This is a genomic window from Alteromonas sp. (genome assembly GCF_984505615.1).
The window spans coordinates 1-22,873 of the sequence record NZ_CFHOXV010000017.1 but is presented as its reverse complement, the minus strand read 5'-3'; the positions used below and the strand labels follow the sequence as shown (position 1 = coordinate 22,873).

The 22,873-nt window shown below is 48.9% G+C and carries 20 protein-coding genes; 14 read left to right on the top strand and 6 right to left on the bottom strand.

Annotated elements, in window-relative coordinates:
- Positions 1 to 42 precede the first annotated feature (42 nt).
- Positions 43 to 2,667, bottom strand: coding sequence for a phosphoenolpyruvate carboxylase (ppc, locus tag AC4PME_RS11220; RefSeq protein WP_119502575.1), 2,625 nt, complete (start codon positions 2,665 to 2,667; stop codon positions 43 to 45).
- 233 nt (positions 2,668 to 2,900) lie between these two features.
- Between ppc and bamJ the strand changes: the two genes are divergently transcribed.
- The 10 genes from bamJ to nqrM all read left to right on the top strand — a co-directional run bounded on the left by bamJ (position 2,901) and on the right by nqrM (position 12,661).
- Positions 2,901 to 3,521 (top strand): BamJ family beta-barrel-assembly machinery protein, encoded by a 621-nt coding sequence (gene bamJ, locus AC4PME_RS11215; protein WP_119502574.1) that lies wholly within the window; start codon positions 2,901 to 2,903, stop codon positions 3,519 to 3,521.
- A gap of 146 nt (positions 3,522 to 3,667) precedes the next feature.
- Positions 3,668 to 4,846 (top strand): enoyl-ACP reductase FabV, encoded by a 1,179-nt coding sequence (fabV, locus tag AC4PME_RS11210; protein ID WP_491046019.1) that lies wholly within the window; start codon positions 3,668 to 3,670, stop codon positions 4,844 to 4,846.
- 684 nt (positions 4,847 to 5,530) lie between these two features.
- Positions 5,531 to 6,868 carry a Na(+)-translocating NADH-quinone reductase subunit A gene (locus AC4PME_RS11205; protein ID WP_119503487.1) on the top strand — a complete coding sequence of 446 codons (1,338 nt, stop codon included), beginning with the start codon at positions 5,531 to 5,533 and terminating at the stop codon, positions 6,866 to 6,868.
- 3 nt (positions 6,869 to 6,871) lie between these two features.
- Positions 6,872 to 8,071 carry an NADH:ubiquinone reductase (Na(+)-transporting) subunit B gene (locus AC4PME_RS11200; protein ID WP_119502572.1) on the top strand — a complete coding sequence of 400 codons (1,200 nt, stop codon included), beginning with the start codon at positions 6,872 to 6,874 and terminating at the stop codon, positions 8,069 to 8,071.
- Complete coding sequence (locus AC4PME_RS11195; protein WP_119502571.1) at positions 8,061 to 8,825, top strand: Na(+)-translocating NADH-quinone reductase subunit C; 765 nt, start codon at positions 8,061 to 8,063, stop codon at positions 8,823 to 8,825. The genes AC4PME_RS11200 and AC4PME_RS11195 overlap by 11 nt, the downstream gene beginning before the upstream one ends.
- Before the next feature lie 12 nt (positions 8,826 to 8,837).
- The gene (locus tag AC4PME_RS11190; RefSeq protein WP_119502570.1) at positions 8,838 to 9,470 is read left to right on the top strand and encodes an NADH:ubiquinone reductase (Na(+)-transporting) subunit D; all 633 of its coding nucleotides are present in this window, start codon (positions 8,838 to 8,840) and stop codon (positions 9,468 to 9,470) included.
- A 3-nt stretch (positions 9,471 to 9,473) separates the two neighbouring features.
- Complete coding sequence (nqrE, locus tag AC4PME_RS11185; protein ID WP_119502569.1) at positions 9,474 to 10,082, top strand: NADH:ubiquinone reductase (Na(+)-transporting) subunit E; 609 nt, start codon at positions 9,474 to 9,476, stop codon at positions 10,080 to 10,082.
- A gap of 20 nt (positions 10,083 to 10,102) precedes the next feature.
- Positions 10,103 to 11,332, top strand: a complete 1,230-nt coding sequence (nqrF, locus tag AC4PME_RS11180) for an NADH:ubiquinone reductase (Na(+)-transporting) subunit F (RefSeq protein WP_119502568.1) — start codon at positions 10,103 to 10,105, stop codon at positions 11,330 to 11,332.
- A gap of 66 nt (positions 11,333 to 11,398) precedes the next feature.
- Complete coding sequence (locus AC4PME_RS11175; protein ID WP_442858467.1) at positions 11,399 to 12,418, top strand: FAD:protein FMN transferase; 1,020 nt, start codon at positions 11,399 to 11,401, stop codon at positions 12,416 to 12,418.
- A gap of 9 nt (positions 12,419 to 12,427) precedes the next feature.
- Entirely contained in the window at positions 12,428 to 12,661 is a 234-nt protein-coding gene (gene nqrM, locus AC4PME_RS11170; protein WP_119502567.1) for a (Na+)-NQR maturation NqrM, read from the top strand.
- A 71-nt stretch (positions 12,662 to 12,732) separates the two neighbouring features.
- On the opposite strand, the gene AC4PME_RS11165 is transcribed toward nqrM, so the two are convergent.
- A complete protein-coding gene (locus AC4PME_RS11165) occupies positions 12,733 to 14,355 on the bottom strand; it encodes a S8 family serine peptidase (protein WP_491046020.1) in 1,623 nt (540 codons plus the stop codon).
- Positions 14,356 to 14,805: 450 nt separating this feature from the next.
- Complete coding sequence (locus tag AC4PME_RS11160; protein WP_491046021.1) at positions 14,806 to 15,318, bottom strand: glycoside hydrolase family 108 protein; 513 nt, start codon at positions 15,316 to 15,318, stop codon at positions 14,806 to 14,808.
- Between the two features lie 186 nt (positions 15,319 to 15,504).
- Here AC4PME_RS11160 and dinB point away from each other — a divergent pair, with 186 nt between their 5' ends.
- Positions 15,505 to 16,581 (top strand): DNA polymerase IV, encoded by a 1,077-nt coding sequence (gene dinB, locus AC4PME_RS11155; RefSeq protein WP_474846136.1) that lies wholly within the window; start codon positions 15,505 to 15,507, stop codon positions 16,579 to 16,581.
- 1 nt (position 16,582) lies between these two features.
- Complete coding sequence (locus tag AC4PME_RS11150; RefSeq protein WP_491046022.1) at positions 16,583 to 16,813, top strand: DUF1653 domain-containing protein; 231 nt, start codon at positions 16,583 to 16,585, stop codon at positions 16,811 to 16,813.
- 75 nt (positions 16,814 to 16,888) lie between these two features.
- Here AC4PME_RS11150 and AC4PME_RS11145 read toward each other — a convergent pair whose 3' ends face one another.
- Both AC4PME_RS11145 and AC4PME_RS11140 read right to left on the bottom strand, forming a co-directional pair.
- The gene (locus AC4PME_RS11145) at positions 16,889 to 18,550 is read right to left on the bottom strand and encodes an amidohydrolase (RefSeq protein ID WP_491046023.1); all 1,662 of its coding nucleotides are present in this window, start codon (positions 18,548 to 18,550) and stop codon (positions 16,889 to 16,891) included.
- Between the two features lie 3 nt (positions 18,551 to 18,553).
- Positions 18,554 to 19,561 (bottom strand): serine/threonine dehydratase, encoded by a 1,008-nt coding sequence (locus tag AC4PME_RS11140; protein WP_491046033.1) that lies wholly within the window; start codon positions 19,559 to 19,561, stop codon positions 18,554 to 18,556.
- A 208-nt stretch (positions 19,562 to 19,769) separates the two neighbouring features.
- On the opposite strand from AC4PME_RS11140, the gene AC4PME_RS11135 reads away from it, so the two are divergent.
- Positions 19,770 to 21,101 carry an EAL domain-containing protein gene (locus AC4PME_RS11135; RefSeq protein WP_491046024.1) on the top strand — a complete coding sequence of 444 codons (1,332 nt, stop codon included), beginning with the start codon at positions 19,770 to 19,772 and terminating at the stop codon, positions 21,099 to 21,101.
- A gap of 21 nt (positions 21,102 to 21,122) precedes the next feature.
- On the top strand, positions 21,123 to 21,497 hold the full coding sequence (locus tag AC4PME_RS11130; RefSeq protein ID WP_119502559.1) for a PH domain-containing protein: 375 nt from the start codon (positions 21,123 to 21,125) through the stop codon (positions 21,495 to 21,497).
- 52 nt (positions 21,498 to 21,549) lie between these two features.
- On the opposite strand, the gene AC4PME_RS11125 is transcribed toward AC4PME_RS11130, so the two are convergent.
- Positions 21,550 to 22,873, bottom strand: a 1,324-nt coding sequence (locus tag AC4PME_RS11125) for a S9 family peptidase (protein WP_491529593.1), incomplete at its 5' end; no start/stop codon positions are given.

Genomic DNA, 22,873 nt, shown 5'->3' with positions numbered 1-22,873 from the left:
GTCATAATGACGGCTTTTGCATTTGGAAACGCTGACGGCGGATTAACCGGTGTTACGCATACCGATTGCGATACCGGCGATGGTTACCATCATTGCACGTTCCAGCACAGGGTTTTGCGCGTCGTCACCGGCGGCACGGATACGTTCCAGTAACTCAATTTGCAGATAGTGCAGAGGCTGTAAGTAACCGGCGCGGATGTTCATGGATTCTTTACCCATAGGATCTTTATCCATGATGCTTTCCTGGCCCGTGAGACTCAGCAGCGAGTCAATACTCTCCTGCAGCTCATCACGCAGTGCTTTACCGAAATGTTTCAGTTCCGCAGGTACCAGACGCTCATCATAAGCTTCACTGATACGCGGATCGGCTTTGTTGAATACCATATCCAGCATAGAAAGACGGGAACGGTAGAATGGCCATTCAGCGAACATTTCCTCAACCACTTTCGGGTCGCTCTCTGCTTTAACTGCATCAATGGCGCGCATTACGCCCAGCCATGACGGCAGAACCAGACGGGTTTGCGCCCAGGCGAAAATCCACGGGATCGCACGCAAACTTTCAATCCCACCCTGTGGCTTACGCTTGGAAGGACGACTACCTAAAGGTAACTTACCCAGTTCCTGTTCAGGTGTGGCAACACGGAAATACGGCACAAAGTCTTTGTCCTGACGAACGGTACCGCGATAGTTATCGCGACCATTTGCTGCCATTTTGGTGATCAGCTCACGCCATTCCGGTTTTGGCTCCGGTGGCGGGAACAGCATCGCTTCAATAATGGCCGATGCGTAAATGCCCAGACTTTGCTTCGCCAGTTTAGGCATACCGAACTTATAACGGATGGTTTCACCCTGTTCAGTCACACGGAAGCCACCGTCTAATGAGCCCGGAGGCTGTGAGTGAATAGCTGCGTGTGCAGGCAGACCACCACGACCAATTGTACCGCCACGTCCGTGGAACAGGGTCAGTGTGGTTTCAAATTCGTCCGCCACTTTTACCAGCGCTTCCTGAGACTCGTACTGTGCCCAGCCCGCTGCCAGTGCACCGGCATCTTTTGCTGAGTCAGAGTAGCCAATCATGACAAACTGTTTGCCTTTGATGTAGCCACGGTACCAGTCGATGGACAGCAGCTTGCGCATGACGGCAGGAGAGTTGTTCAGATCGTCCAGCGTTTCGAACAGCGGCGCCACCGGCATTGGCCAGTCTACACCGGCTTCCTGAAGCAACAACTGAACAGCCATAACGTCAGACGGTTCACTGGCCATGGAAATAATGTAAATGCCGAAGCCTTCTTTGCCATGCTGGGAAATAACCTTACAGGTATCCAGCACTTCTTTCACGTCGGCAGAGGCATCCCACTCGGCAGGGAACAGCGGACGTTTCGAGCTCAGTTCACGTAAGAGGAATGCCTGTTTGTCAGCTTCACTCCACTGCGCGTAGTCACCCAGACCCAGATAGCGGGTAATTTCACTGAATACATCAGCATGACGCTCAGAATCCTGGCGCACATCCAGTTGCAGCAGGTGAATGCCGAAACATTTCACCCGGCGGATGGTATCAAGCAGTAAACCGTTGGCGGTTACACTCATGCCACACTCGACCAGTGAGTCGTAACACAGTAACAGCGGCTTCAGCAGTTCATCGTTATGTTGTACCCAGTCAGACTGGTCGACTTTTTTGCCGGACAGATAGTCTGCAATACCGTCGCGGGTTGCACCACAGCGGCGAACCAGCGGACGCAACAGAGCGCGGTATGGTTCGTTAGCTTCTTCGCCCACTTCTTCACGAAGGGCTGCGCTGCAATCGAACATGGAAAGTTCGACCTGTAAGCGGTCGAGGTCAGAGGCAAACAGTTTTGCTGCGCGTTTACGGGCCAGCAGCAGAACCTGCTCAGTCACTTTTGCGGTAACAAACGGGTTACCGTCACGGTCACCACCCATCCAGGAACTGAAGTGCACAGGTGCTGCATCCAGTGGCAGACTAACGTTGTAATCGGCTTTTAAGCGCTCATCCAGGTCACGGAGGAAATCCGGTACGGCTTCCCACAAAGAGTTTTCGATGACGGAGAAACCCCAGCGTGCTTCATCAACAGGCGTCGGACGAACTGAACGGATTTCTTCGGTATGCCATGCCTGACTAATCAAATCAGCGATACGGGTTTCAATACGCGTACGCTCGTGATCATCCAGAGATTCCTGGTGAATGCTTTGCAGGCATTGGGCGAGTTCTTTCTGCTTATGGATTAACGTACGGCGGGTCACTTCTGTCGGGTGAGCCGTGAGTACCAGGTCGATGTTCAGCTTCGACACTGCTTTTTGTACGTTTTCAACTGACAGATCAGCTTTATCGAGGTGTTTGAACAATGCATCCATAGATGCATCAACACTCATTGCACTGTTGTATTCCTGCTCGGCAATATTACCAAGTGTCAGGAACTGAGCGAAAGCTCGTCCGACCGTCAAAAGATCAGAATCCGTCAGATTTTTGAAAATTTCTTTCAGATTTTCGCTACGGGTTGCATCGCCCTGAAATGAAGAACGACCATCTTTTCTGATGGTCTCAATGCGGTCTAACCATTCCTGACCTAATTCAGCTTTAATGGTTTCGCCAAGGACTTTTCCCAAGTACCGGACTGTGTCTTTCAGTTCGGCATCATAGTGTGATTGCATAGCATCCTCCTACTGTATATGCCCATAACCTTACTTCAAAATTGTTAAACTTGTCTAACCACTTTGAGTTATAAATTAAACCTTAATGAAAAGTTCATTTAACAAATCCCAAGCCCCAAGCATGTTGCAGCCCGATATGGTAAACTTGCCGGCAGGTTATTTCTTGGCCTTCAATGTAGTCATAATTAGCCCAAAAAATAAACAAATCTTGTAATTTAATTTCAGGAGTCAATGTGACCGATAAATATACCAGCGTAGAAACGCAAGCAAGTTACGGTGTTGGTTTCCAAATGGGAGAGCAACTTAAATCTAACCCATTCGAAGGCCTTGCGCTAGAAGCAGTTGTAGAAGGGTTAAGCGATGCGTTTAACGGCCAGGCAGCACAGGTTGACACCGATACCCTGCGTAATGCGTTCGGCGAAATCCATCAGCGTATGCAGGCTGCTAAAGCTGAGCAAAGCAAAGCGGTAATCGAAGAAGGTGAAGCATACCTGGCAAAGAACGCCGAGCGTGAAGAAGTCACTGTGACTGAAAGCGGCCTGCAGTATGAAATCATCGAAGCCGGTGAAGGCGACAAGCCTGCTGCTGACAGCAATGTGCGTGTTCACTACCACGGTACACTGATTGACGGTTCTGTTTTCGACAGTTCTTACAAGCGCGGTCAGCCTGCAGAATTCCCTGTTAACGGTGTTATCCGTGGCTGGACTGAAGCACTGCAACTGATGCCTGTTGGCTCTAAGTGGAAACTGTATATCCCTTATGAGCTGGCCTACGGCGAACAAGGTGCGGGTGGCGCAATTGCACCGTACTCTACATTAGTATTTGATGTAGAGCTGCTGGATATTCTGGGTTAACCGCCTGCTGCGGCAGCCATTAGACTGCCGCTCTTTGCATCTTTGACGACTTTTCTCTTTAATAATTCAGAGCTGGATCTGCTCAGAGTTGTTATCCCGACAGACGCTATTACAATACGCGCACAATTAATAAAGGAAAAACTACTATGGTTATCAAGCCTAAAGTCAGAGGCTTCATCTGTACAAATGCGCACCCGGCAGGCTGTGCAGCTTCCGTAGCTGAGCAAATTGAATACGTTCGCCAGCAGGGCGTTCAGGGTGAAGGCCCGAAAAATGTTTTAGTGATCGGTTGTTCAACAGGGTACGGTCTGGCATCGCGGATCACTTCCGCCTTTGGCTATGGTGCTAAAACCTTAGGTGTTTGTTTCGAAAAAGAGCCGTCTGAACGTAAAACAGCTACTGCAGGCTGGTATAACACTGCTGCATTTCATCAGCAGGCAGAGAGCAACGGACTGTACGCAAAAACCCTAAATGGCGATGCGTTCTCTGACGAGATGAAGGCGCAGGTGATTGAGCAAATTAAGGCAGACCTGGGTTCTGTGGATCTGGTCATTTACTCACTGGCATCTCCCCGCCGTACCGATCCTGTTTCAGGCGAAACTTATAAGTCTACGTTGAAGCCTGTTGGTCAGGCGTATACCACTAAAACCTACGACACAGATAAAGACAAAGTTCATGATGTGACGTTAGAGCCTGCCAACGATGAAGAAATTCACAACACCATCAAAGTGATGGGTGGCGAAGACTGGGAACGCTGGATGGATTTCCTGGGCGAAGCCGGTGTTCTGGCTGAAGGCTGTAAAACCACTGCCTATACTTATATCGGTAAAGAGCTTACCTGGCCTATTTATGGTCAGGCGACTATCGGTAAAGCCAAAGAAGACCTCGATCGCGCAGCCGCTGCGATTATTGGCAAGCACACAGAAAAACTGGTTGAAGCGAATGTTTCTTCATTGAAAGCGCTGGTCACCCAGGCCAGTTCAGCTATTCCTGTGATGCCTCTGTATATCTCTCTGATCTATAAAGTGATGAAAGAGGAAGGTACTCACGAAGGCTGTATCGAACAAATCGCCGGCTTGTTCAGTGAGTGCTTGTACAGCGACAGCCCGACACTGGACGAAGCGAACCGTTACCGTATGGACGGTAAGGAAACCAATGATGCAACACAGGCGAAAATTAAAGCCCTGTGGGATCAGGTAACACAGGAAAACTTCCATGAGTTAAGCGATTATGCCGGTTATCATCATGAGTTCCTGAAACTGTTCGGTTTTGACATTGCCGGTGTTGATTACGACGCCGACGTGGATCCGCTGGTTAAGTGGTAATTCATTAATATTTTGCAGAAGCCGTCGTGACAGACGGCTTTTTTGTACATTTTTTAATGTATCTGCAAAGTGTGTTTTGACAATGTGGATGAAATTTATGCAATAAGGGTTAACACGCAGTAATTAGGCGTTAAGTCTTAGTCAGTTTCGAAAAACTTTGTGGTAGACTTTCGCCGCCAATCCCAACCAGTGACTTATGTCATGGCATTACAATGTGTGACCCCGTTAAGCGTCAGACCAAAGATAGACTACAATAGAAGAGTTTTGGCTGAGGCGGATGTAACGATTACATAGCGAAAAACACACAGTGGTTATATTAAAAATTAACAAAAATTGTGGATAATCCATTATTTGCATAGCCTAAAGTGCTGCGATAATGCTAAAATCCCGTAGTTAAGTAGAGGGTATTTATATCTCTGCTTCCGGCTCACGCTTCAGTACCGCACCGGCAATAGCATGTGTGCAGGTTTCAGCTGATGTCCGGCCCTATAAAAATATAACGATAATATCCCGGCACGTATCGAAGTTTGCAACGCCGCAAGGTGAGTGCATGAACGCTGCAACGGAAAATCAATAAATAGTTTAGGTGACGGATACCTAATTTAGTAAGTGCGCTTCTGCATGCAGGCAGCGGATGCTGCAGTCATGCATAAGGGTTCTTCTATTAGAGTAGTGCGATTACGTATGATAAAAATCAAGAAAGGTCTCGACCTCCCTATTAAGGGAGCGCCGCAACAGCAAATCTCCGATGGATCTGCTGTCACGCGCGTTGCCGTTCTGGGAGAAGAATATGTTGGCATGCGTCCTACCATGCATGTCCAGGTTGGTGACAAAGTGGCTAAAGGCCAGATTCTTTTTGAAGACAAAAAGAATCCGGGCGTTAAGTTTACTGCACCAGCTGCGGGCGAAGTGGTAGAGGTAAACCGTGGTGCTAAACGTGTTCTTCAATCTGTAGTAGTAAAAATCGAAGGTAACGAAGCTGTTACTTTTGAGAAAATTGCTGCAGACCAGATCGCAAACGCTTCTCAGGAACAACTGCAAACCTTACTGGTGGACTCCGGTCTGTGGACTGCGTTACGCACGCGTCCGTTCAGTAAAGTACCTGCTTTAGGTTCTGTACCATCCTCCATTTTCGTGAATGCAATGGATACCAACCCGCTTGCTGCAGATCCTGTGGCAATCATCGCTGAGCGCAGTGATGATTTTGTTGCCGGCCTGAAAGTGCTGAAGCAACTGAGTGGTGGCAAGGTTTACGTTTGTAAAGCCGCAGGCGCGTCAGTGTCTACCGGTGATGCGACTGTAGACGTTGCTGAGTTTGGCGGTCCGCACCCTGCAGGTCTTGCGGGTACGCACATTCACAACCTTGATCCGGTTGGTGCCAAGAAAACCGTCTGGTCTGTTAACTACCAGGACGTTCTTGCGTTCGGTGCTACCGTGACTACCGGTGAACTGGACAACCGTCGCGTTGTTTCGCTGGCAGGTCCTGCTGCGAAAAATCCTCGCCTGGTCAGAACACTTCTGGGTGCTGACATTGCAGAGCTGACAGCCGGTGAACTGGTTGATGGTGAAGTACGTACAGTGTCAGGTTCTGTCCTGAACGGTACTACAGCGCAAGGTGTTCACGGTTTCTTAGGCCGTTATCACTTACAGGTTTCAGCGTTAAAAGAAGGTCGTGAGAAGAAATTCCTCGGCTGGATCACGCCGGGTTCTGATAAGCACTCTGTAACCCGTGCTTATTTAGGTCACCTGTCGTCGAAAGATTACGACATGACAACCACCACTAATGGTTCAGAGCGTTCGATGGTACCAATCGGTAACTATGAGCGTGTTATGCCATTAGATATTCTTCCTACACTGTTGTTACGTGATTTGATTGCGGGCGATACGGACAGTGCTCAGGCAATGGGTTGCCTTGAATTGGACGAAGAAGATTTAGCTCTGTGTACTTACGTGTGCCCGGGCAAATACAGCTACGGTCCAATCCTGCGCAGTTGTTTAACCACCATTGAGAAAGAGGGTTAAGTCATGGGTTTGAAAGCGTATCTGGAAAAAATCGAGCCGGATTTTGAACCGGGTGGTAAGTATGAAAAGTGGTATGCACTGTATGAAGCAGCGGCAACGATTTTTTATACCCCCGGTAAAGTAAACAAAGCCGGTACTCATGTTCGTGACAGCATCGACCTGAAACGTATTATGATCATGGTATGGATGGCAACATTCCCGGCCATGTTCTTCGGTATGTACAACATCGGATTGCAAGCGCAAGACGCGCTGGGTGCCGGTGCAACTGTACCAGACAGCTGGCAGGCTGCTATTTTCACTGCATTAGGTGGTGATTTGGCCAGTGCCGGCGGATTAGGCCTGTTCTTCTACGGTGCCTGCTTCTGGTTACCCATTTACGCAGTAACATTCGCTGTAGGTGGTTTCTGGGAAGTCCTTTTTGCATCAGTTCGTAAGCACGAAGTTAACGAAGGTTTCTTTGTTACTTCTGTTCTGTTCGCACTGACACTGCCCGCAACGATTCCATTATGGCAGGTTGCTCTGGGTATTACTTTTGGTGTTGTTATCGCTAAAGAAGTCTTTGGTGGTACTGGCCGTAACTTCCTTAACCCTGCACTGTCTGGCCGTGCTTTCTTATACTTTGCGTACCCTGCACAAATTTCAGGTGACCAGGTATGGGTAGCAGCCGATGGTTTCTCAGGTGCTACATCTTTAAGCCAGGCGGCTTCCGGTAACTTAGATTACAGCAACATGGATCAGTGGATGAACAGCTTCATCGGAACCATTTCAGGTTCTGCGGGTGAAGTATCTGCACTGGCTATCATGATTGGTGGTCTGTTCATCATGTATATGCGAATTGCAAGCTGGCGTATTGTTGCCGGTGTTGCAGTAGGTGTAGCCTTCTTTGCTACTCTGCTTAACATGATTGGCAGCGACACTAACCCGATGTTTGCAATGCCTGCTCACTGGCACTTCGTTGTAGGTGGTCTTGCCTTTGGTATGTTCTTCATGGCAACTGACCCTGTATCAGCGTCGTTTACCAATAAAGGTAAGTGGGCATACGGTATCTTCATTGGTTTCATGACGGTACTGATCCGCGTCCTCAACCCTGCCTTCCCAGAAGGTGTAATGTTGGCCATTCTGTTTGCCAACCTGTGGGCGCCACTGTTCGACTATTTCGTCGCGCAAAGCAATATCAAGCGGAGGGTAGCTCGTGTCGGCTAAGAAAGAATCTTTAGGAAAAACAGTTGGCGTAGTAGTTGCCGTCTGTCTGGTTTGTTCAATTGTTGTGTCGGGTGCGGCTGTTGGTCTGCGTTCACTGCAACAAACAAACGCTCAATTGGATAAGCAAACAAACATTCTTACTGCTGCAGGTCTGTATGAGACTGGCATGAGCAACGACACCATCAATGCAAAATTTGATGAGTTTGTTGAGCGCCGTTTTGTCGACTTAGACTCTGGTGAATTCACTGAAATGCCTTCACCTGATTTCGACATGTACAAAGCTGCAAAAGTAACTGAGACAAGCACGAAAGTGGTAAACAGCAATGTTGGCTTCCAACGTCGTCCTAATGTTGCCAGTGTCTATCTGGTGCACAATGACGCCGGTGAAGTTACCCGCGTGATCCTGCCGGTACACGGTAGCGGTCTGTGGGATCTGATGTATGGTTTCCTGGCAGTTGATGCCGACGGTGAAACTGTGAAAGAACTGATTTACTACCAGCAGAAAGAAACGCCGGGACTTGGCGGTGAAGTGCAAAACCCTGCATGGCAGGCAAAGTGGGATGGCAAGAAGCTGTATGAAAACGGCGATGTTGCTATCGAGGTTAAGAAAAATGCTAACCCTGATAATCCTTACTCTGTAGATGCACTTTCCGGCGCAACCCTGACCAGTAATGGTGTTGAAAACACAATTCAGTACTGGGTAGGCGAGCAGGGCTTCGGTCCGTTCCTTAAGAAACAAGCATGGCGTTCATAAAGGGGTCTTATCGTGGCTGACACTAAAGAAATGAAAAAGGTCCTCTTTGGACCGATTTTAGACAACAACCCGATCGCCCTGCAGGTACTGGGTATCTGTTCTGCACTGGCGATTACAACTAAGCTGGAAACAGCTTTGGTTATGTCGCTGGCGCTGACAAGCGTTGTGGCGTTCTCTAACCTGTTTATCTCGGCAATCCGTAACCAGATTCCGTCAAGCGTACGTATCATCATTCAGATGACCATCATCGCTTCTCTGGTAATCGTGGTAGACCAAATCCTGAAGGCTTACTCTTACGAGGTATCCAAACAGCTCTCAGTATTCGTTGGTCTGATTATTACCAACTGTATCGTAATGGGTCGTGCAGAAGCGTATGCGATGAAGAGTCCTCCGCTGATGAGCTTCCTGGACGGTATTGGTAATGGTTTGGGTTACTCTTTCATTCTGATTTGTATCGGTACAGTTAAAGAGCTGTTCGGCTTCGGCACCATCCTTGGTTTCGAAATTCTGCCGCTGGTACAAAACGGTGGCTGGTATCAGGGCAATGGCCTGTTGATCCTGCCATTCAGCTCATTCTTCCTGATCGGTGGCATGGTATGGATTATCCGTACTTTCCGTCCGGAACAAGTCGAGCCTAAGGAGTAATTCGTGGAACATTATCTGTCTTTATTCGTTCGCTCGATTTTTATCGAGAACATGGCGCTGTCGTTGTTCCTGGGTATGTGTACGTTTCTGGCCGTATCTAAGAAAGTAAAAACAGCGATGGGTCTGGGTGTAGCCGTTATTGTGGTACTGGGTATCTCTGTACCGGTAAACCAGGTTATCTATGTAAACATTCTTGCTCCGGGCGCGCTGGCATGGGCCGGTTTCCCTGATGCAGACTTAAGCTTCCTGAACTTCCTGACGTTTATCGGCGTTATCGCTGCGTTAGTACAGATTCTGGAAATGGCGTTAGATAAGTTTTTCCCTGCGTTATACAACGCTCTGGGTATCTTCCTTCCGCTAATCACAGTTAACTGTGCAATCTTCGGTGGTGTGGCATTCGCGGTTCAACGTGAGTACAACTTCACTGAGAGTATTGTCTACGGTGTGGGTAGTGGTATGGGCTGGGCATTAGCTATCGTTCTGCTGGCCGCTGTTCGTGAAAAACTGAAATATGCTGATATGCCAGATGGTGTACGTGGTCTGGGCTCTGTGTTCATGATCGCAGGTCTGATGGCGTTAGGCTTCCAGTCTTTCACTGGTATCGCACTGTAATAACGCAAAGGAGCATATAAATGAGTATAGAAATGTTACTTGGCGTTGGCATGTTCATTGTCATCGTTCTGGCACTGGTATTTATTATCATGTTTGCCAAATCTAAGTTAGTACCAAGCGGTGACGTGACTATCATGATCAACGATGATCCTGAGAAAGCGATTACTACACAGCCAGGCGGTAAACTGCTGGGCGCACTTGCTGAAGCGGGTATTTTCGTATCATCAGCATGTGGTGGTGGTGGTTCTTGTGGTCAGTGCCGTGTAGACATCAAAGAAGGTGGCGGTGAAATTCTGCCAACTGAGCTTGATCACATCACTAAGCGTGAAGCCCGTGAAGGTTGTCGTTTATCATGTCAGGTTGCTATCAAGCAGGACATGAAAATTGAACTGGAAGAAGAAATCTTCGGTGTTAAAAAGTGGGATTGTGAAGTTATTTCTAACGACAACAAAGCCACGTTCATCAAAGAGCTTAAGCTTAAAATTCCTAACGGTGAAAGCGTACCTTTCCGTGCCGGTGGTTACATTCAGATTGAGGCGCCACCCCATCACGTGAAATACAAAGATTACGACATTCCTGAGAAGTTCCGTGGTGACTGGGAGCGCTTTGGTTTCTTTGACATCGAGTCTAAAGTCGACGAGGAAACTATCCGTGCTTACTCCATGGCGAACTACCCGGAAGAAGAAGGTATTATTATGCTGAACGTGCGTATTGCTACGCCGCCGCCTAATAACCTGACTCTGCCTGCCGGTAAAATGTCTTCGTACATCTGGAGCCTGAAAGAAGGTGATAAAGCAACGATTTCTGGTCCGTTCGGTGAGTTCTTCGCGAAAGAAACTGACGCAGAAATGGTGTTTGTTGGCGGTGGTGCAGGTATGGCACCTATGCGTTCACACATCTTCGACCAGCTTCGTCGTCTGAAAACCGATCGTAAGATCACATTCTGGTACGGTGCCCGTTCACTGCGCGAAATGTTCTATGTTGAAGATTTCGATGAGCTGGCTGCCGAGAATGACAACTTCGAATGGCATGTTGCACTTTCTGACCCTCAACCTGAAGACAACTGGGATGGCTATACCGGTTTCATCCACAATGTCTTGCTTGAGAACTATCTGAAAGATCACCCTGCTCCGGAAGATTGTGAATTCTACATGTGTGGTCCTCCCATGATGAACGCAGCTGTTATCAACATGCTGAAAGATCTTGGGGTAGAAGACGAAAATATCCTGCTTGATGACTTTGGTGGTTAATCAGCAAACGGTATAATTGAAAAAGGGGGCATCGCCCCCTTTTTTAATAGATAAGGATAAGAAGTGATTAATCAGTATCTGCGTTTTAGTGTACTTGCTTTCGTTGTACTCTTTCTTAGTGCCTGTGGTGAGGAAGCCAAACAGGTTGTGCATTTACACGGAAATACCATGGGCACCACATACAATGTTAAGTATGTGGTGGATGATCGTGGTCAGGTTGATGGTCTGCAAGAGGCTATTGATGCCCGGTTAGTAGAAATTAATAAACTTATGTCGACCTATGACCCCACATCAGAATTATCCCGTTTTAACCAGAATCGTTACACCACGCCATTTCCGTTAAGTGACGAAACTTCACTGGTGGTGACTGAAGCTATCAGGCTCGGTAAGCTGAGTCATAACGTGCTGGACGTAACAGTGGGACCGCTGGTGAATTTGTGGGGCTTTGGTCCGAACAAACGTCCTGAAAAGGTGCCATCTGAAGAGCAGATTTCTGAAGTCCGTGAGTATGTCGGGCTGGATAAAATCAGTATTTCAGAACAGGGTCTGAAGAAAACGCATCCAATGGTTTATGTCGACCTGTCGACTATTGCCAAAGGCTACGGTGTAGACCAGGTTGCTGCGATTATGGAAAAGCATGATCTGCACAACTACCTGGTGGAAATCGGCGGTGAAATGCGTGTTAAAGGCGAACGGGGGAATGGTGAGGAATGGTTAATAGCCATTGAGAAGCCGGTCTCAACGGAACGCTCGGTGCAGAAAATTGTCTCTATTGGTACGAATGCCATTGCCACCTCAGGGGATTACCGTAATTACTATGAAATGGACGGTAAGCGTTATTCGCATCTGATTGATCCCCGTACCGGTAAACCCATTACTCATAATCTGGTGTCGGTAACGGTGGTGGACCCGTCGTCTATGACTGCAGATGGCCTTGCCACTGCGTTTAATGTGATGGGGTGGGATGAAGCCAAAGCGCTGGCGGAGAAAGAACATCTTGCCGTTTTCTTAATTCGTCGCACAGCAGATGGCTTTGAGGAGTATGCATCTCCTGAGTTTGATACTATGGTTGAAGTTAAGAATTAGGAGACGATGATGTCTACATTTATCCTCGCGTTTGTGTTTTTTCTTGCCATGGTACTGGCAATGGCTGTGGGTTATCTGATCCAGAAGAAGTCCATTTCCGGCAGTTGTGGCGGTTTAGGCGCACTGGGTATTGAGAAAGCCTGTGATTGTCCTGAGCCGTGTGACCGTAAGAAAATGCGCCTGGAACGTGAAGAAGCCAGACAGAAGAAAATTGCTGAGTGGAAGGATAACCAGATCCTGTAAATACTCAGGTTTATCAGCATACACTCTGTGATGATGAAAATGGCCGGACGAATGTCCGGCCATTTTTGTTTCTACTCGTAGCTGTAACTTAACGTTACGTTGCTGTAAGTGCTGTAAGCTCTCAGGCCGATATGCCAGGTGCCGTCAGCCGGTGCAGTAAACGTGCACACCTCACTGTTGCCGTTCTTGTAAGGACGACAATCATAGGCCGATGTGGAAGGCTGGCTGCCGTATCTCACATACAGATCGGCATCACCACTGCCGCCGGAGATTTGAATTGTCATCGTGGAAACGCCAGCCGGGATATCCCAGGTGTAGCGATCCCAGGATGACCGTGAACCTGATAATCCTGTTAATTGTCCTGATACCGGTTCCACACCCGGATCGGTCGGGTCTCCACCGCCGTTACCGCTGCCATCACAACCGTTGTTGTTCAGGTAGCTGTTTGCTTCCGCTACCCGCACAATGCCGTAACCGTACTGGTTATCTCTGCCTGAACTGCCACGATCTTCTGCGGTGGCATTTAACGCGTTTCTAATCTGCGTAGCGCTGCACTGGGGATGAAAGCTCCAGACCAGGGCCGCTGCACCGGCAACGTGTGGCGTGGCCATAGATGTGCCGCTGAGGGTGGCGTAGGTGCTGTCCGGATAGGTGGAGTAGACTGAACTGCCGGGGCCGGCAATTTCCACCTGCGAGTTGTACTGTGAATAGCTGGCGCGGTTTTTACCGGAATCAACGGCTGCAACAGATACTACGGCATCGTAGGAGGCAGGGTAAGACAGTGAACTGTTGCCGGCGTTACCGGCTGCGGCGACCAGCAGCATGTTATCGTCTGTGAAACCCTGCATGGCAGACGCTTCTGCCGAAGACGAGCCTGAGCCCCCTAAACTCATGTTAACCACATCAGCGCCGGCATCCTGACACTGGTCGATAGCAGTAATGATGTCAGAGGCGTAAGTCCAGTCACCGTTGTCGTTGAATATTTTCACAATATGCAGGCTGGCACCGGGATAGACACCGATCACACCCTCTGAATTGTCATAGGCGGCAATCGTACCGGCAACATGCGTTCCGTGGCCGTTGCCATCGTTATACCAGTTACCCACTGCACTGTTATTGCCAATTCCGGTAACCCCGTCATTGGTGCCCGGTAAATCCGGATGACCCAGATTATAACCGGTATCAATAATACAGACTTTGCGGGCGCTGGTATCAGACTGGATCAGCTGATTCGCCTGTACCATGGTGTAACCATATGGCGTGGACTGGGCCATTAACTCCCGCACCGGATCAGGGGCGATATCAACGTCCTTACTCTTGCGCAGGGCGTTGAGTGCTTTCTTATTTAATGTGACGACAGCCATGCCATGGCGTTCCATCACTTTAAGTGTCTTGCCACCTGCCTGTTGTATGGCAGATTTCACTGATGCCACATCCAGCGCCTTGTCACTGGCATTAATGCTGCCTTTGCCCGCCATTGCGCCTTTACCATTTTTAAAGGTGACAATGTAGCGTTCATTGCTTTCCTGTAAACGCAGATCCTGGCGCAGGTTCTTTAACTGCTCAAAGGTAAGTGGTTCAGGGGAAACACTGACCGGCCCGTTGACGGCAGACGCTGCAGTAGCGGTTAATGTGATTAAACTTAACGATGTAGCGAGTAACGATTTGGATGGTAATGTGCGTAATATGGACATTATTTTTTCCTGTCTTGTTGTTATCCCCTCCCGCTCTGTGGCGTGTTACTACGGGGTATTTTTACCGGGTCTGTACACATCGGTTTACCTGCTTTAGTGATGACAAAAACTGTTCCGTCAGCTTGTCATTCAGGAGAAATAAACCGGCTATGCACAAACGTTGTAAACGCTGCTTTTTTCTGCAGCTCGAAATCCATACTACTTAAGTCTATCGTGAGTTACGCATATAGCCGTATAACTATGAATGGCATTTAATACGTATAAAAAACGGGGGTATTGGTATGCCGGCCAGACATGACGGGCAGCGAAGAAACAAAAACTGACTAAAATTTAAGTTAAGAAAAAGATAAATAAAAACAAATTTATCCCGAAATCCAACTTAAATTTTGTGTAAAGATGTAATCAGGAGGAGGTACGTTGGCGTGTCCGGGGCGGAGCCGGAAAGGTTTGCTATGCAATACCTTTCAGCGTCCGGTTTATCCAGCCAAGAAGGAACTTTGCCTGCGAGGGATTATGATTAACAATTTCCGCATAACGGGCGACTTTCTTGAGTGCATAGCCATGCAGAAATACTTCCGGTGGCATGTTGTTGATGGCCTTTAAGGATTTCGTACCGATGATCCCGTCAACGTACACATCAGCAACTTCCTGAGTCAGTTTCGACGCTGCAGACAGGCCGGCATTAACGGCGAAATCAAAGAGGGTTTCAGCTACACGTTGAGAATCAATAAAGTCTCCGCGGATCCGTTCCCAAAAGTGCTGTTGGTAGAACGCTGCGACATGGGGCATCAGTTGACTGTCGGGCACGCCGGCATCAAGTAGTGGCCAGCCTTCCCAGTCAGGATGAAAATTGCGGGCTATACCGGCATAGGTAGCACCACCGCGATCACCCTCCACACGATGAAGTGTATAGCCCCCTTCGTTATCAATCATTTTTTCAAAGGCGGGTAAAAAAGCAGCCATGACATCCTCCCTGATGAATGGTTAAATTTTACGCTTATAACCAGTGTATCTTTTCAATAATGTTTTACAATCCTGTTGTATTAACTTTTTGCAATATTTTGACCTTTTATTCAGTGTTGAACTTTGCACTGGCATAGTTGACATAATCCGCTAAAATGCTGTTCATATATACAGTGTGGTGGCAGAGTGCGAAAGATTATTCACGTTGATATGGATTGCTTTTACGCTGCAGTTGAAATGCGCGACAATCCGTCATTGATCAATAAGCCCATAGCGATTGGCGGCAGCGCTGATCGCCGTGGCGTGATATCAACGTGTAACTATCCGGCAAGAAAATTTGGCGTGCGCTCTGCCATGGCAACAGCATACGCAAAGCGTTTGTGCCCTGAGCTTATTCTTGTACCCGGCAGAATGGATATGTACGTCCGCGAGAGTCAGCGTATCCGTGAAATTTTCAATGACTATACCGACCTCATCGAGCCTTTATCTCTGGATGAAGCCTATCTGGATGTCACTCACACCACTTTGTTTAACGGCAGCGCCACACTCATAGCACAGGATATCCGCCGGCGAATTAAAGAAGAACTGAATCTGACTGCCTCGGCTGGTGTGGCATCATGCAAATTCGTGGCTAAGGTAGCCAGTGACGAAAATAAACCGGACGGGTTATGTGTGATCACACCGGATAAGTTGGATGCATTTGTCAGAAATATGTCGCTGTCAAAAATTCCCGGCGTGGGCAAAGTCACACAGCAGAAGTTGCAGCGTCTGGGCCTGACTACCTGTAATGATGTCCGGCAATATCCCTTTGAACGTCTGCAGAAAGAGCTGGGGAAATTCGGTTCAGTGCTGTGGAACCGTGCTCACGGTGTGGATGAGCGGGATGTCAATGTCAGCCGGGTAAGAAAATCAATCGGAGTGGAACGTACCTTCAGCAGCGATTTGCATACACTTGATGAATGCAAGGCGGTACTGCCTGTACTGTGGGAGAAGATGCAGCAACGCATTGAAGGGCATTTAAAAAAGACCGGTGAACGGAAATGTCTGATAAAATCTCAGGGCGTGAAGCTCAAGTTTCAGGACTTCCAGCAAACCACCGTTGAGCACCGTCATCACGATATCGAAGAAGCATTTTTTTATGAATTGCTGGATGAAGCGTGGCAGCGGGCCAGAGGCCGGGGTGTCAGGCTGGTGGGCATTCACATTGGATTAGCCGGCGGTTTGCCGGCAGAGCAGCTGCTATTGCCACTGGAGGATGAATAATATGTCAAAGTCGGTTGTGCCCGGAACGTATCAACACTACAAAGGCAACTTTTATACTGTCATCGGTGTGGCCAAACACTCGGAAGATGAATCGGAATTGGTGGTGTACCGGTCGGAATATGGTGAAAAAGGGCTTTGGGTCCGTCCGCTGACCATGTTCACTGAGCAGGTGGAAGTGAACGGAGAAACGGTTCCCCGTTTCAAACATATTGAAGAACAGGACCGGGATTAATCATCCGGTAGAATAAAATCACAAAAGGGGCGCAAAGCGTCCCTTTTGAATTACTTGTATCCGCTGTTTTGGCTGTTACTGGTTGCGCTCAGCATCAAATACCTTAATTCCGGCTGTCCAGGTCTGCAGCACCCGGGTGCGCCAGATATCTTTCGGATCCACATCGAATATATCCTGATCCACAAGAATAAAGTCAGCCCATTTCCCAGGGGTCAGCGTACCCAGACTGTCTTCCATATGCGCGGCGTAGGCAGCATCCAGCGTAAAGCCTCTGAAAGCCTGCTGAACGGTCATCGCTTCGTGAGCATACCAGCCCTTTACCGGCTGGTTGTTTCTGTCCTGACGGGTAACGGCAGCATGAATACCGTAAAACGGATTGGCCAGCTCTACAGGAAAGTCTGAACCCAGTGGAATGGGGATCCCTGAATCCAGCAAAGTCTTCCACGCATATGCACCGGCCATGCGATCCTTTCCGAGGCGGTCTTCTGCCATGTTCTTATCGCTGGTAGCGTGGGTGGGCTGCATGGAAGGCAGTACACCCAGCTCCGCAAACCGGGGCAGATCGTCGGGATGAATCACCTGAGCATGTTCAATACGGTTTCTGAAGTCAGCATCAGGATGTTTTTTCATTTCCTTTTCAAATTGATCCAGCGCCATACGGTTTGCGCGGTCGCCAATGGCGTGAAAGTTAAGTTGAAATCCGGCGTTCATGACTTTACTGAACAGGGGAGCCATTTCTTCAGGCTGGGTAAGCAGTAAACCTGTCTGATGCGGATCGTCGGTATAGGGAGCCAGCAAAGCCGCACCACGGCTTCCGAGAGCGCCGTCACCATAAGCCTTTACACTGCGGATAAACAGAAAATCATCACTGCTGCGCACCGGTCCGTTATCCAGCATGGCGTCCAGGTCCTTGTCTGTAGCACTGACCATGGCGTAAATACGGACCGGCAACGATTGTTCTGCTGCACGGGCCAGATAAAAATCGTAAACCTGATGAGGTACACCGGCATCATGCATGGCGGTAATACCCACAGACAGTAAATGCTGACCGGCGGCATTTAGTTGCTGATGGTAAAGTTCTGCGCCCGGGGCAGGCATCACCTTTTCCATCAGTCCCATAGCATTATCAATCAGCACGCCTGAGGGATTACCATCAGCATCACGCATAATTTTTCCGCCCACCGGGTCTGGTGTGTCGCGGGTAATACCGGCCAGTTTTAATGCGGCTGAATTGGCCCAGCCTGCATGGGCATCAACTCTGGTCAGCCACACCGGGCGACGCGGGATTGCTTTATCCAGAATGCCTGCGTCCGGGAAGCTGCGATCCGGCCACATTTCCTGATTCCAGCCACTGCCAGTGATCCAGCGCTGTTCCGGATTGGCAAATGCGTAGGCAGCAGCCAGCTTAGCCGCATCCTGCGCACTTTTACTCTCACGTACATCCACTTCCAGTAAACTGCTGCCAAGGCCAAGCAGATGACCGTGGGCATCAATAAGACCGGGCAGTAAGACATTGTTGTGACCATCTACTACTGCGTCGGCGCGGGGAGATTCCGGGTCCAGTTTTTTCACTTTGCCGTTTTCTATCAGCACAGAAGAAAAGGCGATCAGCTCGCCTTTTTTATTCAGGGTATAGCCGCTGATATTATTGATTAATGTCGTGCCGGCAAGGGAGTTAAATGAGGCAGTAAGCAATACGGCGGCACTCCACCGTAATGAACGTTTAAACAATGACATGGCTTAGTCCTGCTCCTGTTCAGTTAGATTAGGTGGCTGAAGTAAATAGTCTGTCGCCCAGATTTTTTGCATGCTCTGCTGGCTGATATTCCCGCCGGTGAGTATTACCAGGGCGGTCTGGCCTTTTGGCGCTTCCAGTGCCCAAGAGGTTACCGCTGCCATGCTCATGGCACTGGTGGGTTCTACATGTAGTTTCAGCAAATGTTGTAACCACTGGGTCCAGTAGGCAATCTGGATTTCATCAACTTCGTAAAAGTCATCCAGTTGCTGTAAAAGGGGGAAGGTATGCAAGCCAACTGAAGGTGTGGCCGCACCGTCTGCCAGTGTATTTGCCGGCCCCGGTAGTGACTCAATAATACCGCTTTGCAGAGAACGTGATGCATCGTTGGCTGCCTGAGGTTCAGCGCCGATGACTTTGGCATCCGGTTGCAGGGCTCTGGCAGCAAGCAAGGTGCCGCTGATAAGGCCACCGCCGCCGCAAGGCGCAAATACGGCATCCACTTTACCGGCATCTTCCAGCGCTTCCATACATGCTGTGCCCTGACCGGCGATAATATCCGGATGATCAAAGGGCGGGATCCACACAGTTCCTTCTTCTTTTGCCGCTTCGGCCACCGCTGCATCGGCTTCAGGCCGGGTGGGGTACAACGCCAGTGTCGCGCCATAGCTTTTAGTCGCAGCGGCTTTTACCGCAGAGATATTTTCGGTGGAGTAAATCGTTGCCGGAATATTTAGTTGTGCAGCAGCATAAGCCACGGCCTGGGCATGGTTACCTGAACTGTTTGCCACAATGCGTGAAGGGAGAGCATTTTGCTCTGCCAGCTTGCTGATAAAGTTTGTTGCACCGCGCATTTTAAATGCGCCGGTAGTTTGCAGGCATTCTGCTTTAAACAAAATACGCTGACCCAGCCAGCGGTTTAATAATGAGGATTCCAGCAGAGGTGTGCGGCTTACTTTTCCCTTAAGCCGTAATGACGCTGCATGCACGTCATCAAAGGTGGGAAGGCGGATATCTGTCACTTTTGTTCCTTGATAGTCTTCGCTATTTCAACCTTCTACACTATCACTGTTTCTGTGATGCTGCGACTTAATAAAAACTTCATACTTTTGTAGTATTTTTCCCGGTTTCAACATAGCCGGGTAGTGATGTGATGCCAGTCAACTGAAAAACAGTTTTGAGCTGTTTTCTGCAGAGCGTCGTCAGGCAATGATCAGTCTGATGCAGACCTGGCCTGCTTTCTCTCCCAATGAAATTGACTGGTTCAACGTTCAGGCTGTGTCGCTGATGAATATTCAGCACGGCTATACGTCATTGTCTGTGACAGACAGAAACGGAAAGATCAGCTGGATGACTATTCCGGAAGGGCAGGGGGCAGAAGCTGCCGGCTTTTCAAAGCCTGAAAGGAAAGAGTTGCCGCTAAGGCTCCCTTCACTTCGCCTGTCTGATGATTTTCATAGTATGCTGGTGCGGTCGCAGACAAGTGGCCATTATTTCTTAGTATACGCCCGCGCCATCAGTACGCAGGAGCCTGAACTGGGTTTCCTGGTAGCCACTTTCGATGTCAGTGAAATTCTTGACGCCATGGTCGGCGAGCTGGTTGGGCCTCAGTTTAATTTCATGATCCGCGATATTGATGCACATTTACTGGAAGCCGGTGATTTTGCTGATGACGGTTCAATTGTCGAAACCGGCAATATTGCTTTTCTGGGCCGCAACCGCTATGTGGTGCATCAGCCTGATGGCTGCGGAAGCGGGCTGAATAAAGAAAGCAGTGTGTTGCATGCACTGCAACGGGCGATCCAGCACGGGCTGTTTGAATTGCACAGTCAGTCCATAGTGCCAATGCACAAAGAAGAGCAGGCGCTGGAACACTACGAAATATTGCTCAGGCTGCCGGATGGTAAAGGCGGGCTGATTAGTCCCGCATTGTTCATTCCGCTGGCTGAAAGACATGGTCTGATGAATCAGGTTGACGGCTGGGTGGTTGACCGCACTTTGTCTGTACTGGAAGCACATCCTGCTCACCTGGAAAGACTGGGTAAAGTGGCAATTAATTTGTCCGGCCTGACATTGGGCGACCCGTCGAGGCTCGCGGGTATCGTAGACAGGGTAATGCGATCAACAGTGCCTGCACACAAAATCTGCTTTGAAATAACGGAAACTGCCGCAGTAACCAATATTAATGCAGCCAGACATTTCATTGAGACTTTACGTAGTAAAGGTTGCCTGTTTGCACTGGATGATTTCGGTGCAGGGATGTCATCGTTTACCTATCTGAAAAATCTGGAAGTCGATTTTGTGAAAATTGACGGCTCCTTTGTGAAAAATATGGCCAGAGACAGTATCGACCATGAAACGGTGAAAGCGATCAGTGCTATCGCGCAAAGTATGGGCAAGAAAACCATCGCTGAGTTCGTTACTGACCAGGCTACCTGTGATGCATTGCGGGAATTGAACGTCGATTACGGTCAGGGTTTTGCTCTGGGTAAACCACTACCATTGATGAATCGTCTGCATACCCGTGATAATGTTAATCTGTTTCGGGCATAAACGTCATTTTAAGGAGAACCCATGGGATTGTTTGATGCGTTGTTAGGTAATGCCAGTGAAACTGATGCGCAGGCTGTGGCTGAAGAATTAGCACCGGTACTGGGCGCAGGTGAATCTGTTGTAAGTGCTTACAAACTTGTCAGAGACTTAATCGTCTTCACATCAGGGCGTATGATCCTTATTGATAAGCAAGGGCTGACAGGCCGCAAAGTGAATTACCATTCAATTCCCTACAAATCCATTACCCAGTTTGTAGTGGAAACGGCGGGACACTTCGATACGGATTCTGAATTGAAAATCTGGGTGTCGGGTCAGGATGCACCAGTTGAAATTGAGCTGAGCAAAAATGCCGCACAGGGCGTACAGAACGCACTGGCTAATCAGATGTTCGGTTAAATCCGGACTGCATGGAAATCAAAACGGGCTGCAATCGCAGCCCGTTTTTCGTTTAATCCGCTTTCGAAGGATGCAGATTACGGTTAAAGAAGTTGGTGATGGTCTTGTACAGGTGAATACCGGTTTCTTTGCCGCGGATACTGTGTTTCTTACCCGGGTAATCCATGGTTTCAAATGGGATAGCCATATCCTGAAGATGCTTGTACAGTTTAGTGCTGTGGGTAAACAGTACGTTGTCGTCTGCCATACCGTGGTAAATCAGCAAATCGCCTTTTAAGTCTTTCGCGTAAGGAAAGACGCTGGAGGCTGTGTAAGCATCATCATCAGTTTTCGGATTACCCATGTAGCGTTCAGTGTAATGCGTGTCGTACAAGCGCCAGTCGGTGACAGGCGCACCGGAGACACCGGCAGCGAAGTAGTCACCGGCTTTGAACATCGACATCAGTGTCATGTAGCCGCCATAGCTGTGGCCATGAACACCGATGCGGTCTGCATCAACATACGGCAGTGTACGCAGGAATTTCACACCCGCCACCTGGTCATCCACTTCTACCGTTCCCATTTTCTTGAAAATAGGATCTTCGAAGGCTTTACCGCGGTAGTTTGAGCCACGGTTATCGATGCTGAAAACCACATAGCCCTGGTCTACCCAATATTGCATCAGCAGACCGCGGTTTCCGCCCCAGCTGTTAGTCACAACCTGTGCATGTGGTCCGCCGTAAAGATAAACAATGACAGGGTGCTTCTTTTCCAGGTTTTCCGGCTTGTACAGACGATAGTAAAGCTCTGCGCCATCGTCAGTGGTAATGGTGCCGAATTCGGGTTTTGTCCAGCTGTCCATGTAGGCACTGAGAGGATGATTTTCGTCTACAGCATTCTCTTCAAGCCAGGTAATTTGTTCGCCACCGGCTTTGTGCAGACTCACCTGTGCAGGGTGATTCACCGTTGACATGCTGTCTACATAAATCGAGGCGTCGGAAGAGAAAGTGATGCTGTGGTAGCCGTCTTTCTCTGAGATACGCTGAATGTCACCATCATCAATTGAAACACTGTATAAGTGACGCTCAAGAGGCGTGTCTTTCCTGCCGGTAAAGTAAATGTTGCCCGTTTCAGGATCGATGGCTTCAAGCTCATCCACGACCCATTTGCCTTTAGTCAGCTGCTTTACCAGAGAACCATCATTGTTATACAGGTAAAGATGTTTGTAGCCGTCGCGCTCCGATGCCCAGATGAACTGATTGCGCTCTGGCAGGAAGGTCAAATCATCGTTCAGGTTCACCCAGGTATTACTGTTTTCTTCTATCAGTACGGTCTGTTTTTTACTGCTCAGATCATAAGCACGTAACTCCAGCGCCTGCTGGGTACGGTTTTGCCAT